Genomic DNA, 12,243 nt, shown 5'->3' on the forward strand with positions numbered 1-12,243 from the left:
TTCATGTGCGGCGTTTGCCGCGGGGTTGCCGTCTATCTGGGGGCCCTCGACGCCTTTTCAAGGGCCTCGGTCGCTTTTGGCCGCGAAATATCACTCCGCGGCTTGGCTGACCACCACCATGGCCGGGCGCACCAGGCGGCCGTTGAGCAGGTAGCCCTTCTGCATGACGTCCATCACCGTATTGGGCTCCAGCTCAGGGTTCGGCACCATCGCCATGGCCTCGTGATACTGCGGGTCGAAGGGCTCACCGGCCGGCTCGACCACCTCGACGCCGAACTTGTCCAGCACGTCGAGCTGCATCTTCAGGGTCATGGACACGCCCTCGCGATGGGCCTCGGTCGCATCCTCGCCCATGGCCTCGAGCGCCTTCTCCAGGCTATCGACCACCGGCAGCAGCTCCTTGACGAACTTTTCCAGCGCGAACTTGCGCGCCTTGTCGGTCTCCTGCTCGGCGCGACGACGCACGTTCTGAGCTTCGGCGGCGGCACGCAGCGACTGGTCCTTGGCATCGCTCAAGGCCTGCTCGAGCTCCTCGACCTTGGCCGCCAACACCTCGGCCTCCGGGTTGTCCGATGCCGTCTCGGCGCCTTGCTCGGCCTGCTCGACGGCGTCTTCCAGCTCGCCCTCGACAGGCTCGGATTCCACCTGGGTATCGGCTTCGTCTTGCTGACGAGCCAGCTCGTCGTCCAGCGGGGTCTGCGGGTCTTTGGCCATGCTGTTCTCCTGAATGCCAACCGGCGGCCCCCGGGCCGCCTGCAGGACTGAATGTCGGTGTCAAAACGGTGTTGCCAGGTATATGGGGCTGGCCACGTCGATCTCAAGGGAAGCAGGCTGAGGGAATCGGTGCGTGCGTTGTTCCGCCCCCTGAACTACTGTATAAACGCACAAGACAGTGGATGAATAACCAGTAGTTTCGCCAGTCGTTCCGCACCGGCCACCGGGAGGCACCATGCTGACAGAGCTCGCCATTCGTGACTTCGCCATCGTCGACCATCTGGAGCTCGAGCTCGGCGGCGGCATGACCGCCATCACCGGTGAGACCGGGGCCGGCAAGTCCATCCTGCTCGGCGCCCTGGGGCTATGCCTCGGCGAACGCGCCGACGCCGGCAGCGTACGCCACGGCCGCGAACGCGCCGATCTCAGCGCTCGCTTCGATATCCGGTCCCTGCCCGCCGCCCGCGCCTGGCTGGCCGAGCGCGAACTGCCCACCGACGACTGCCTGCTGCGCCGCGTGGTGACGCGCGCCGGGCGCTCGAAGGCCTGGATCAACGGTCAACCCGCCACGGTGGCGGACCTCAAGGCCCTCGGTAGCCACCTCATCGAGATCCATGGCCAGCACGCCCATCAGGCATTGCTCAGCGAGGACACGCACCTGAGGCTGCTCGATGACTTCGCCGGTCACGCCGACACGGTGGCCGAACTGGCCGAGACCTTTCATGCCTGGCGCGAGGTGCGTCGCCGCCTGAAGCGGCTGGCCGAGGATGGCGACGAACAGCGTGCTCGCCGCCAGCTGCTGCGCTACCAGGTGGAGGAACTCGACCAGTTGGCCCTGGCAGAGAACGAGCTGGCAGGGCTCGAGGCCGAGCAGGAAGAGTTGGCCCATGCCGAGGAGCGCCTGCGCGAGGCTCAGTTCGCCGTTGAATGCTGTGATGGCGAGAGCGGCGGCGCCCTGCCGCTGCTCAACCAGGCGGTGAGCCGACTGTCCGACCTGCCCGGCAGTGAGCGCGGCGCCCTGGCCGAGGCGCTCTCGATGCTTGGCAACGCCTGCATCCAGGTCGAGGAGGCAGGCCGCGAGCTCAACCACTTCGCCGCCGGCGTCGAGCTGGACCCCGAACGCCTGGCCTGGGTGGAGGAACGCCTCGGCGAGGTGCATCGCATCGCTCGCAAGCATCACGTGCCGCCCGAGGAACTGGTCGACCTGCACCAGCGCCTCGGCGAAGAACTCGCCGAACTCGACGGCGGCGACGACGACCTGGAGACGCTGTCCGCCGAGGCGGAAACCCTGCAAGTACGCTGGCGAGAGCAGGCGCTGGCGGTAAGTGCCGCTCGGCGCGAGGCCGCCGAGCGCCTGGGCGCCGCGGTACAGGATCAGTTGGCCTTCCTGGCCATGGGCAAGGCAACCTTCGCCGCCGAAGTCAGCGAGCGCGAGGCTCCGGCCCCCGAAGGACTCGACCGGGTACGCTTCCTGATCAGTGCCAATCCCGGCCAGCCGGCGCGCCCGCTCGCCAAGGTGGCCTCCGGCGGCGAACTGTCACGCATCAGCCTGGCCATTCAGGTGGTGGCCGCCCAGCACTCCACCATTCCCAGCCTGGTGTTCGACGAGGTCGACGTGGGCGTCTCCGGCGCCACCGCCGAGATCGTCGGCCAGCTGCTGCGTCGGTTGGGCGCGAGCGGACAGGTGATGACCGTGACCCACCTGCCTCAGGTCGCCGCCCAGGCCCATCAGCACCTCCACATCGCCAAGCAGGCCGAGGACGACACCACCCTGACGCGCATGGCACTGCTCGACGAGGCAGGGCGCGTCGGCGAACTGGCCCGCATGCTCGGCGGCATGAAGCTGACCGACCAGACCCTCGCCCACGCCCGGGAAATGCTCGACGCCAGTCAGCGCCCTCGCCACTGACCCCCTTCTCGCCACTGAACCCTTCAACAGCGCCCGAACGAAGACGGCCCCGATCCTGAGGATCGGGGCCGTCATGTCTCGCGCCGGCGATGGCGGTCACTTCTTGTGCGACAACTCCTGGCGAGTCGCCTTGGAGCCCTTGGGCCGCACGTAGAGCACCAGCGCATGGTCGACGAGTTCGTAGCCATGCTCTTCGGCGATTTCCTGCTGGCGACGCTCGATGGTCTCATCGAAAAACTCGACGATCTCGCCGCTGTCCAGGCACACCATATGATCATGGTGCTCCTCCTGGGTCAGCTCGAAGACCGCGTGGCCGCCATCGAAGTTGTGGCGCGTCACCAGGCCGGCGGACTCGAACTGGGTCAGCACGCGGTAGACGGTCGCCAGCCCCACGTCCTCGCCCGAGTCCAGCAGGGTCTTGTAGACATCCTCGGCGCTCAGGTGATGCTGACCGGTAGCGTTCTCGAGAATGTGCAGGATCTTGACGCGCGGCAGGGTCACTTTGAGACCGGCCTTGCGCAGTTCATGGTTCTGGTCGGCCATGGTTGCTCTTCGCAGTATCGGGTAGGGTCGGTTATGATCGACCGAAACCACGATAGTGAAGAATGGCCGCAAATGCAAAAGCTGAGCAGAATTGTCACCCTTTCCATTGCCCTGACATTGATCAGCGGCTGCAGCTACTTCGGGGTCTACAAGCGCGACCTGGCCCAGGGCAACCTGGTGACACCCGCCATGGCCGACCAGCTACACCCCGGCATGACCCGCCAGCAGGTCATCGACCTGATGGGCAGCCCGCTGCTCGAGGCGCCCTTCAATGCCAGCCAGTGGGACTATGTCTATCGCCTGGACGAGGCTTACGGCGGCATCGAACAGCGTCGCCTGACACTGACCTTCAACGGCAATCGTCTGGCGTCCGTCGAGCATCACGGCGACTTCTCGCGTCCGCCGGCACTGATCTCCGAGCGCGGCATCGGCCCCTCCGGCGACAACGAAGAGAACCGCGGCAATCTGCTTAACGTATCGCCCAGCGAGAAAGAGTAGTCTCGACGCCTCAGGATCAACGTTGCCTGGCGCGGGCGGCCCTGGCCGCCCGCGCTGCCTTCGGGTCGACCTCTAGACCTCGGTAGACTTCGACCCGATCTCCCTCGCGCAGCACATGGGCATCGGGATCGCGCAGCGCCCTGCCAAAGATCCCCAGATCCGCCTGGGCAAAGGTCGCCGCCGACAGTTCAGGGAACTGTTCTTCCAGCCTCGCCAAGACCACCGCCTGACGCGCCGTGGTGCCTTCGGGCACCGACAGCTCGACGATACGCTGCCGAGACGGCAGGGCGAAGGCCACTTCGACCCCCAGGGTCGGCATATCAGTAGCGGCCATGGCCATAGAGCTCGTCGGCGCGGCGGGTGAAGGAATCGACCAGTTGACCGGCAACCTGCTGGAAAAGCTTGCCGAAGGCCATGCCCAGCAGCCGACTGGCGAACTCGAACTCCATCTCCAGACTCACCTTGCAGGCACCCTCGCCCATGGGCAGGAACAGCCATCGTCCACGCAGCCGCTTGAAGGGCCCATTGACCAGCGACAGCTCGATTCGCTCTGGCTCATGCAGGTCATTGCGCGTGGTGAAGCTTTGCTCGATGCCAGCGCGGCCCAGCGTCATCTCGCCGACCAGGTGCGACGAATCACGCTCGATCAACCGGGCCCGACGACAGCCGGGCAGGAACTCCGGGTAGCGTTCGAAATCATTGACCAGATCGAACATCTCCTGGGGGGTGTGCCGCACCAAGGCGGACCGATTGACCGTTGGCATTGACCTCTCCGCTGACTTCAAGGGGCCCAAGGCGTATCATGAGCGGTTATTTCGGCCTTGAATGGTATCACGCTTCCCCCCACATCGGAGGGGGCAGGCCGCCACCGGCAAGCAAAGACACGAGGTTCCATGGCCAGCAAGAAAGGCAAGGGCAAGGGTCCCGGCAACAACGTCATCGCCCTCAACAAGAAGGCCCGCTTCGAATATCACATCGACGAGACCTTCGAGGCCGGCCTGTCGCTGTCCGGCTGGGAGGTCAAGAGCCTGCGGGCCGGCAAGGCGCAGCTCACCGACACCTACATCCTGGTCAAGAACGGCGAGGCCTGGCTGCTGGGTAGTCACGTGACGCCGCTCAATACGGTCAGCACCCACGAGGTGGCCGACCCGACCCGCACGCGCAAGCTGCTGCTGCACAAGAAGGAGATCGCCAGGATCTTCTCGCGCACCCAGGACAAGGGGCACACCTGCGTGCCGCTGAAGCTCTACTGGAAGGGCAATCTGGTCAAGTGCGAGCTGGCGCTGGTGACCGGCAAGAAGCTGCATGACAAGCGCGCCACCGAGAAGGACCGCGACTGGCAGCGCCAGAAGGGGCGCATCATGCGCGAACAAAACCGCGGCTGAGGTGTCATAGATCCGACCATCCTGATAAGATGGTCACGTTACGGGGGCGACATGGCTTCGACGCCGATGACAACCCCTGAGGTGCATGCCGAGAGCGTGATGTATCTCGTAAATCCAACATCACGATTAAATAGTCGCAAACGACGACAACTACGCTCAGGGCGCGCTGGCAGCTTAAACGCCGCTAGCTTCTAGTCCTACCCGGAGGCGATGTGCCCATTCATCGCCAAAGGGCACGAGCTCAGACTGATGGGATCGCGGTTGGCTCCGTCCTCGCGTCAACCGTTAAATCTTAGAGGAATCGCGTTTCTGGATCCTGCCCGTCGGAGCCAGCGACGTTAAAGCAAATGACGGAACTAAGCATGTAGAGCCGATGGGCGAGTGTCGGCGGACGCGGGTTCGATCCCCGCCGCCTCCACCAACACCAGAGCAACGCCACCCAGCCGGGTGGCGTTGCTCGTTTTAGACACACCCAGATGGTGTCTTCGCATGCGCAGTATCTAACGGCGCCCCGCCAATTCCGCCGCACTCGCTGGGCGGACCGAGATCACCGCCTCGACCGGCAAACCCGGAATCCGTGCCAACGGCCGCTCCCATGGCTCATCAGGCAACGGCGCACGCCACTCGATATGCTCGGCGAAGTCTTGGGGATCAACCTCCAGCACTACAGGCCGCTCCTCCGCGACAAAATACTTGTGCACGGTATAGGGCACGGCCTCAGCGAGATTCAGGTTCACGCCATCGGCGCGATGGTCGTTGCCACAACGCGGCATCACCCTAGCCCCCTCGGCCGCTCGCCAGGTGGCCTCCGGCAACACTCGATACAATGGCCTCATGCCCACCTCTCTCTTCCGTGGTGTTTGCCATGATCGTAGCGAGTAGCGTGACCATCTACCAAGTGTCTTGGAGGCTCAATGCTCAACCCTCGCGCTCTGGCCTATCTCAGCGAAGTGATCCGCCGCGGCTCCCTGCGTGGCGCAGCAACGCATCTTCATGTCGACGTATCGGCCGTCAGCCGACGGATCAAGCTGCTCGAGGAAACACTCGATGTCTCCCTGCTCGAGCGGCATGCCGGCGGCGTCAAACCCACGGAAGCGGGACGACTGCTGGTCGATCATCATCATACCCAACGCAGCGCCGAGGATGCCGTTATCTCCCGGCTGCGCGCCTTGCAGCAGCTGGTCAGCGGCCAGGTGAGAATCGCAGTGGGAGAGGGATTCATTGCCGACCTGATTGATGCGCCGCTACAAACCTTCATGACGGCTTATCCCGGCATCGACATCACCGTGGAAATGGCCGGTGTCAACGAGGCCATGGCGCTAGTCAAAGCCCGCGAGGTCGATCTAGCCCTTCTTTATGCGCCGCCCATCGATCCCCTGTTGCTCTGTCATGTCGAGACTCGCCAGCCACTAGACTTGATCGTTCCTGCGGGACACCCCTTGGCTGATCGCACCTCACCGGTCTCTCTACACGATTTCGCCGACTGGCCTCTGGCTTTGATGGATAATCCCTTCGGCATGCGTCAAATGGTCAACGCCGTGGCTCATCAGGAGCGACTGCATCTGCATGCGCGGTTGCACACTAACTCTGTGGCAGTCCTGAAGAACTTCGTTCGCTCAGGCATCGGTGTAACCTTCATGCCCGAACTGACCGTGGCCGAAGAAATCCGCCAGGGCGAGATCGCCGTGCTCCCCCTCGCCCACCGGGTCCTGAATGGCGCCAGGGCACAGATCGTCAGTCATGCCGATCGCGAGCTGACGGTAGCCGGCCGCGCCTGCCTGGATCACTTGAGACGTGGCATGCGCTTCTTCCGGGACGATTCCCCCAGGCTACTGCACATGCGTTGCCGCAATGACAACACTCGCGGGTTTGAATAGTCAACGAGACAACGCCTAGTCTCGTTGCATGTCGGTCGCGTACCGATAAGAGCACCAACAACAAACCCTGCAGGAGAATTTCATGGCTGTCCTTTCCCCCAACGCCTTTCGCCCTACGCCGATCATCAGCGCCTGCCTGCTTGGAGCCGCCATCCTGAGCGGCAGCGCCCAAGCCGCTACTACTGTCAACCTTGGCTATAACGGCGCTCCGGATCCCGAGAAGAATGCGGTCCACGTCTTCGCCACCAACCTCAAGAAGCTCGTCGAAGAGAAAACCAACGACGAGATCGAGCTCAAGCTCTACCCGAACAGCATGCTCGGCGAGGAGCAGGAACGCATGGAGCAGGTCATGAGTTCGCCCGGACTCAACATCGCCTCCTTCGCCGGCATGTCCCCGGTCGTGCCGGAGATATATGTCAGCGCCATCCCTTTCCTGTTCAGCGACTTCCCCGAGGCCCGACAGTTCTTCGATCATGGCGATTACTGGCAGGCAGTGGAAGACGATCTACGGGAGAGGGCCGGCCTGGAACTCCTGGCAGTGGTCGAGGAAGGCGGCTTCCTGGCTTTTACCAACGACGAACGCCCCATCGCCTCGCCTGACGATTTCGAGGGCCTGCGCTTCCGCGCCATGGATCCCAGCCAAGTGGCATTGTATGAAGCCTTTGGCGCTTCTGGCACGCCGATTCCCTGGACCGAGGTCTACATGGCACTGAAGACCGGCGTGGCCGACGGGCAGATGAATCCACCGATGTACATCATTCTCGGCAGCCTCTATGAAGTGCAGAACTACCTGACCCTGGCCAACATCCAGTACTCGGACCAGTTTCTGGTCGGCAATGCCGCCATGATCGACGGTTGGGACGAAGAAATGCGAAACGCCTTCAGGGAGGCCGTGACCGAGGCCAATCAGATGGCCCGCAATCACAATGAGGCCAGGGTGGATGAGCGCATCGCCTACCTGAAAGAACAGGGCATGGAGATCATTCGTCCTGAGGAAGCGCAGCTCGATGCCTTCCGTCAACAGGGGCAGCCGGCCTATCTCGACTGGCTCGAGCAGCAGGACATCTCGCCCCGCTATATCGACATGGCGCTCGAGGACGCCGGCCTGGAGCCGCAAGGCGAATAACGTCCCACTCCGGCCCGGGCGCACTCAGCCCGGGCCCGTCGCACGGAAACTCCTATGCTTTCGCATCTCTCTCGGCTGCCGGATCTGACCCGGCGGGCCGCCCTGACGCTGGCCGGCACCCTGCTGCTCATCGACCTGCTAGCAATGCTGTATGGCATCGTCATGCGCTACCTGGCCGGCGGCGCTCCCATCTGGACCGATGAATTGGCCCGCTACCTGATCATCGGCGGCGTCATGCTGGCGGCCGGGGCCGTCTGGGTCGAAGGCGGCCACATGCGCGTGGCGCTGATCGAGCGTTTGCTGCCGCGCCCTCTGTGTCGCCTGCTCAATGTCTATCAATGGCTGTTGACGCTGACCCTGGCCGTGGCCGGCGCGATCTTCAGCTATCGCTACGCGCAGTCGGTCTCGATGTTCACCAGCCAGGGGCTCGGCATCAGCCGCACCATACCGGTAATGGCCCTGCCAATCGGCTTCGCCCTGCTGGCATGGCAAGCCCTGTGGCATGGCCCGGCGCCGCTGCCGACCCAGGAGGAACCGTCCGCATGATGACCTTGGCCATGTTCGCGGTATTCCTGACACACGTGCTGCTGGGACTCCCTCTGTTCATCGCACTGTTGGCCACCGCCGCGGTTGGCTTTCTGTTCGTCGACCCGTCAATGATCCCGCGCATGATGCCCCAACAGTTCTTCGGCGGCATCAATGCCTTCTCGCTGATGGCCATTCCGCTATTCATCCTCGCAGGCAACCTGATGAACGCCAGCCGCCTTACCGATCGGCTAATGGCACTGGCTCGCCTGCTGGTCGGCCACCTGCGCGGCGGCATGGGCCATGTCAATGTGGTCTCCAGTGTCTTTTTCGCCGGCGTCAACGGCTCGGCGGTGGCCGACACCTCGGCGCTGGGGTCGCTGCTGGTGCCACCCATGCACAAGGAAGGCTACTCCACGGCCTTCGCCGCCGGCCTCACGGCAGGCAGTTCCTTGATCGGGCCGATCATCCCTCCCAGCATTTTCATGATTCTCTACGCCTCGCTGACCAATACCTCGGTCGGCGACCTCTTCCTGGCCGGCGTGATTCCCGGCCTGCTGCTGGGCGCCGCCTTCATGGCCATGAATGCCTGGTATGCCCGGCGCCGCGGGCTCGAGAAGCGCGGCGGCTGGCCCGGCGGCGCCGAACTCGCGCGCGCCAGCCTGGGAGCTTTGCCTGCATTGATCGCTCCCTTCATCATCGTCGCCGGCATCGTCATGGGCTTGGTGACGCCCACCGAATCCGGCGCACTCACCGCCCTTTATGTGGCACTTTATGGCCTGGCAATGGGCAACCTCGGCCCCCGCGATTTCTGGCGCGCCATCGTCGACACGACGCGACTGACGGCCGCCATCTTCATCATCATGGCGGCTTCGGCAACGGTCAGTTGGCTTCTCTCCTATGCTCAGGTCCCGAGTCAGTTCGTCGATCTGCTGACACCCTACATCGACCAGCCGGTGGTGATCCTGTTGCTGCTCAGCGCGATCACCTTCATCACGGGTATGTTCATGGAGGAAGTCTCGGCCTTGATGCTGCTCACACCTATCTTCGCACCGGTGGCAATGATGGCGGGCATCGACCCTGTGCACCTGGGCATCATCATCACTCTTAATATCACCATTGCCCTGATCACGCCGCCCATGGGCGCCTGCGTCTTCGTGGCAGCAGCGGTCAGCCGGCTGGAGATCACCGCTTTGTTTCGCACCATCTGGCCATTCGTGGTCACCGCGCTCCTGGTGCTGGCAGCCCTGATCCTGTTTCCCTCGCTCACCCTGTGGCTCCCAACGATTCTTGGATAACTCAATGACTCACCCTGACCGCGCGACCTCTGACGCCGACACGCCCATATCCCATTATGCCGAGCCCGACTGGGCAGCGGTCGAACGACTGTCGATCGAGGGCAACGACGAGCCGCTGGTACCGATGAGTCTCGCGCCGCCCCCCATCAAGGTCTTCCCGGCCTATGCCCGCATGGGTATCCCCGGCGCCGTTAACGAGTGCTACGTTCGCGAGGGCGTCTATCGGCGCCTGCTGGCGGTGGCTCGCGCCCTGCCTGAGGGATTGAGCCTGCTGGTGCTGGATGGCTGGCGACCCTGGCGGGTCCAGCAATACCTCTTCGACACTCTACAGGCCACGATCCAGGCCCATCATCCCGAGCTGGATGATCAAGCCTTGCTGGAACGCACTCGCGAGTTCGTTGCCCAACCCAGCACCGCACCCATGGCGCCCAGCCCGCATCTGACCGGCGGCGCCGTGGACGTGACCCTGTGTGACGCCGACGGCCTGCCACTGGACATGGGCACGCTGTTCGATGAAGCCGTTCCCGCATCGCATGCCGCTGCGCTGGAAATCGAGCTGGAAGAAAGCGATAGGCGCCACCAGGCCCGGAAAAACCGGCGCCTGCTCTACCACGCCATGCTTGCCCAGGGCTTCACCAACTTGCCAAGCGAGTGGTGGCATTTCGATCTCGGCGACCAACTCTGGGCCTACTATGGTGGCCACGACAGTGCGTATTACGGGCCAGCAGAGCTGGATACCATCGAGAGCCGCTGGCGGCGTCAGCTCTGATCGAGCATGTCACCCTCGATCGAAGCGGCATCGAGCGGCAACCTCCAGACACGACGACGCCGGGCCACTCACATGGCCCGGCGTCCTTCGGTGCGACATCCGACGGGGGATCAGCCCGTGGCGTGCATCGCCAGCGCAGTATCCAGCATGCGGTTGGAGAAGCCCCACTCGTTGTCGTACCAGGCCATGACCTTCACCAGCCGACCGTTCACTCGGGTGTGATTGCTGTCGAAGGTGGAAGAGTTGGCATCATGGTTGAAGTCGATGGACACCAGCGGCTGGGCATTGACCGCCAGCACCGGTGACGCCTGGGCCGCCTCGGCGACGATGGCGTTGATCTCTTCCTTGGTGGTGTCGCGACTCGCGGTGAAGGTCAGATCCACCAGCGAGACGTTGATCAACGGCACACGCACCGCCAGGCCGTCGAATTTGCCGTTGAGCTCCGGCAACACCAGCCCCACCGCTGCCGCGGCCCCAGTCTTGGTCGGGATCATCGAATGGGTGGCGCTGCGGGCACGGTAGGGGTCCTTGTGATAGACGTCGGACAGGTTTTGATCGTTGGTGTAGGCGTGCACCGTGGTCATCAGGCCGTTCTCGATGCCCACCGTCTCGTGCAGCACCTTGGCCACCGGCGCCAGGCAGTTGGTGGTGCAGGAGGCATTCGACACCACCTTGTGCTCGGCGGTCAGCACGTCCTCGTTGACGCCAAAGACCACGGTAGCGTCGGCATCCGGACTCGGCGCCGAGACCAGCACGCGACCGGCACCGGCCTCGAGATGCTTGCCCGCGTCTGCACGCTTGGTGAACAGGCCGGTGCACTCCATCACCAGATCCACGCCCAGGCGCTCCCAGGGTAGCCGGGCCGGATCGCGCTCCGAAATGATCTCGATACGGTCGCCGTCTACCGTGAGGCTGCTCTCGTCATGGGAGACCTCGAACGGGAAATGGCCGTGCACGGTATCGTGTCGCAGCAGATGGGCGTTGAGGGCCGGATCGCCCAGGTCATTGATGGCGACGACCTGTACCCGGTCACGATATCCACCCTCATAGAGGGCGCGAAATACGTTACGACCGATGCGACCGAAACCGTTGATGGCGATCTTGAGTGTCATGGCGTCTTCCTCTCGAACCTGTTGCCGTCTTGTCGGATTGGGAAGGATCGAGCCGAAGGGCAGCGTGCCCTCGCTGGGGCCGCGCATCGACCGGATAGGCGGGCCGACGGCTCGTCTTTCCCTCAATGTGGCTCAGGATGTGTCGTGAGACAAGGTATTTTTTAGTAATTTTACAACACAGCAGGGCTCGCCACCCTGAAGGCATCCGGGTAAAATCGCCTGGAATAAAGGGTTTATTTCGAAAAAGGGCGCGACACACGGCAAAGGATAGACTTTGGTCGAACGCGTATAGTTTCGTAATATCACCACCATTGCGCTATCTTGACCCCTTGTCCGACGCACCCGCCCGCGCTCACAGGAGAATCGGCATGTCTGATCGCCCCGCCCCCGTCCGCCGCACCAAGATCGTCGCCACCCTGGGCCCCGCCAGCGACCGCGAGGGCGTGCTGGAAGCCATGATCGCCGCCGGCGTCGACGTGGTGCGCCT

The 12,243-nt window shown here is 63.6% G+C and carries 15 protein-coding genes and 1 other RNA gene; 10 read left to right on the plus strand and 6 right to left on the minus strand.

Features of this window, described 5'->3' with window-relative positions; all coding sequences use genetic code 11:
* Positions 1-90 precede the first annotated feature (90 nt).
* Positions 91-714, minus strand: coding sequence for a nucleotide exchange factor GrpE (gene grpE, locus FHR96_RS16880; RefSeq protein ID WP_183388896.1), 624 nt, complete (start codon positions 712-714; stop codon positions 91-93).
* Positions 715-949: 235 nt separating this feature from the next.
* Between grpE and recN the strand changes: the two genes are divergently transcribed.
* Entirely contained in the window at positions 950-2,623 is a 1,674-nt protein-coding gene (recN, locus tag FHR96_RS16885; protein WP_183388897.1) for a DNA repair protein RecN, read from the plus strand.
* 96 nt (positions 2,624-2,719) lie between these two features.
* On the opposite strand, the gene fur is transcribed toward recN, so the two are convergent.
* Positions 2,720-3,166 (minus strand): ferric iron uptake transcriptional regulator, encoded by a 447-nt coding sequence (gene fur, locus FHR96_RS16890; protein ID WP_183388898.1) that lies wholly within the window; start codon positions 3,164-3,166, stop codon positions 2,720-2,722.
* A gap of 72 nt (positions 3,167-3,238) precedes the next feature.
* On the opposite strand from fur, the gene FHR96_RS16895 reads away from it, so the two are divergent.
* The gene (locus FHR96_RS16895; protein WP_183388899.1) at positions 3,239-3,664 is read left to right on the plus strand and encodes an outer membrane protein assembly factor BamE; all 426 of its coding nucleotides are present in this window, start codon (positions 3,239-3,241) and stop codon (positions 3,662-3,664) included.
* 16 nt (positions 3,665-3,680) lie between these two features.
* Here the strand turns inward: FHR96_RS16895 and FHR96_RS16900 are convergent, their stop codons facing one another.
* Together FHR96_RS16900 and FHR96_RS16905 are read right to left on the minus strand one after the other, a co-directional pair.
* On the minus strand, positions 3,681-3,998 hold the full coding sequence (locus FHR96_RS16900) for an RnfH family protein (RefSeq protein WP_183388900.1): 318 nt from the start codon (positions 3,996-3,998) through the stop codon (positions 3,681-3,683).
* Positions 3,985-4,428 (minus strand): type II toxin-antitoxin system RatA family toxin, encoded by a 444-nt coding sequence (locus FHR96_RS16905; RefSeq protein ID WP_183388901.1) that lies wholly within the window; start codon positions 4,426-4,428, stop codon positions 3,985-3,987. Before FHR96_RS16905 ends, FHR96_RS16900 begins: the two co-directional genes overlap by 14 nt.
* 129 nt (positions 4,429-4,557) lie before the next feature.
* Between FHR96_RS16905 and smpB the strand changes: the two genes are divergently transcribed.
* Positions 4,558-5,049 (plus strand): SsrA-binding protein SmpB, encoded by a 492-nt coding sequence (gene smpB / locus FHR96_RS16910; protein ID WP_183388902.1) that lies wholly within the window; start codon positions 4,558-4,560, stop codon positions 5,047-5,049.
* A gap of 42 nt (positions 5,050-5,091) precedes the next feature.
* Positions 5,092-5,470: a transfer-messenger RNA gene (gene ssrA, locus FHR96_RS16915) on the plus strand.
* 79 nt (positions 5,471-5,549) lie between these two features.
* Here the strand turns inward: ssrA and FHR96_RS16920 are convergent.
* The gene (locus tag FHR96_RS16920) at positions 5,550-5,822 is read right to left on the minus strand and encodes a DUF952 domain-containing protein (protein WP_246393000.1); all 273 of its coding nucleotides are present in this window, start codon (positions 5,820-5,822) and stop codon (positions 5,550-5,552) included.
* Positions 5,823-5,963: 141 nt separating this feature from the next.
* Here FHR96_RS16920 and FHR96_RS16925 point away from each other — a divergent pair, with 141 nt between their 5' ends.
* The 5 genes from FHR96_RS16925 (at position 5,964) to FHR96_RS16945 (ending at position 10,644) form a co-directional block, all read left to right on the plus strand.
* Positions 5,964-6,926 carry a LysR family transcriptional regulator gene (locus FHR96_RS16925; protein ID WP_183388904.1) on the plus strand — a complete coding sequence of 321 codons (963 nt, stop codon included), beginning with the start codon at positions 5,964-5,966 and terminating at the stop codon, positions 6,924-6,926.
* A gap of 82 nt (positions 6,927-7,008) precedes the next feature.
* Positions 7,009-8,052 (plus strand): TRAP transporter substrate-binding protein DctP, encoded by a 1,044-nt coding sequence (gene dctP / locus FHR96_RS16930; RefSeq protein ID WP_183388905.1) that lies wholly within the window; start codon positions 7,009-7,011, stop codon positions 8,050-8,052.
* A 54-nt stretch (positions 8,053-8,106) separates the two neighbouring features.
* Entirely contained in the window at positions 8,107-8,598 is a 492-nt protein-coding gene (locus FHR96_RS16935; RefSeq protein ID WP_183388906.1) for a TRAP transporter small permease, read from the plus strand.
* Positions 8,598-9,875, plus strand: coding sequence for a TRAP transporter large permease (locus tag FHR96_RS16940; protein WP_183388913.1), 1,278 nt, complete (start codon positions 8,598-8,600; stop codon positions 9,873-9,875). Before FHR96_RS16935 ends, FHR96_RS16940 begins: the two co-directional genes overlap by 1 nt.
* A 4-nt stretch (positions 9,876-9,879) precedes the next feature.
* Entirely contained in the window at positions 9,880-10,644 is a 765-nt protein-coding gene (locus tag FHR96_RS16945; protein ID WP_183388907.1) for a M15 family metallopeptidase, read from the plus strand.
* Positions 10,645-10,754: 110 nt separating this feature from the next.
* Here FHR96_RS16945 and gap read toward each other — a convergent pair whose 3' ends face one another.
* The gene (gene gap, locus FHR96_RS16950) at positions 10,755-11,756 is read right to left on the minus strand and encodes a type I glyceraldehyde-3-phosphate dehydrogenase (RefSeq protein ID WP_183388908.1); all 1,002 of its coding nucleotides are present in this window, start codon (positions 11,754-11,756) and stop codon (positions 10,755-10,757) included.
* 368 nt (positions 11,757-12,124) lie between these two features.
* Here gap and FHR96_RS16955 point away from each other — a divergent pair.
* Positions 12,125-12,243: pyruvate kinase (locus tag FHR96_RS16955; RefSeq protein ID WP_183388909.1), on the plus strand; the 119-nt coding region annotated here is incomplete at its 3' end.

Origin of the sequence: Halomonas organivorans, assembly GCF_014192055.1 — a bacterium.
Classification (GTDB): Bacteria; Pseudomonadota; Gammaproteobacteria; order Pseudomonadales; family Halomonadaceae; genus Halomonas; species Halomonas organivorans.

What these genes read in the sequence shown, in the direction of transcription:
- grpE (WP_183388896.1), bottom strand. Translation starts at nt 714, where the DNA reads ATGGCCAAAGACCCGCAGACCCCGCTGGACGACGAGCTGGCTCGTCAG.
- recN (WP_183388897.1), top strand. Translation starts at nt 950, where the DNA reads ATGCTGACAGAGCTCGCCATTCGTGACTTCGCCATCGTCGACCATCTG.
- fur (WP_183388898.1), bottom strand. Translation starts at nt 3,166, where the DNA reads ATGGCCGACCAGAACCATGAACTGCGCAAGGCCGGTCTCAAAGTGACC.
- FHR96_RS16895 (WP_183388899.1), top strand. Translation starts at nt 3,239, where the DNA reads ATGCAAAAGCTGAGCAGAATTGTCACCCTTTCCATTGCCCTGACATTG.
- FHR96_RS16900 (WP_183388900.1), bottom strand. Translation starts at nt 3,998, where the DNA reads ATGGCCGCTACTGATATGCCGACCCTGGGGGTCGAAGTGGCCTTCGCC.
- FHR96_RS16905 (WP_183388901.1), bottom strand. Translation starts at nt 4,428, where the DNA reads ATGCCAACGGTCAATCGGTCCGCCTTGGTGCGGCACACCCCCCAGGAG.
- smpB (WP_183388902.1), top strand. Translation starts at nt 4,558, where the DNA reads ATGGCCAGCAAGAAAGGCAAGGGCAAGGGTCCCGGCAACAACGTCATC.
- FHR96_RS16920 (WP_246393000.1), bottom strand. Translation starts at nt 5,822, where the DNA reads ATGCCGCGTTGTGGCAACGACCATCGCGCCGATGGCGTGAACCTGAAT.
- FHR96_RS16925 (WP_183388904.1), top strand. Translation starts at nt 5,964, where the DNA reads ATGCTCAACCCTCGCGCTCTGGCCTATCTCAGCGAAGTGATCCGCCGC.
- dctP (WP_183388905.1), top strand. Translation starts at nt 7,009, where the DNA reads ATGGCTGTCCTTTCCCCCAACGCCTTTCGCCCTACGCCGATCATCAGC.
- FHR96_RS16935 (WP_183388906.1), top strand. Translation starts at nt 8,107, where the DNA reads ATGCTTTCGCATCTCTCTCGGCTGCCGGATCTGACCCGGCGGGCCGCC.
- FHR96_RS16940 (WP_183388913.1), top strand. Translation starts at nt 8,598, where the DNA reads ATGACCTTGGCCATGTTCGCGGTATTCCTGACACACGTGCTGCTGGGA.
- FHR96_RS16945 (WP_183388907.1), top strand. Translation starts at nt 9,880, where the DNA reads ATGACTCACCCTGACCGCGCGACCTCTGACGCCGACACGCCCATATCC.
- gap (WP_183388908.1), bottom strand. Translation starts at nt 11,756, where the DNA reads ATGACACTCAAGATCGCCATCAACGGTTTCGGTCGCATCGGTCGTAAC.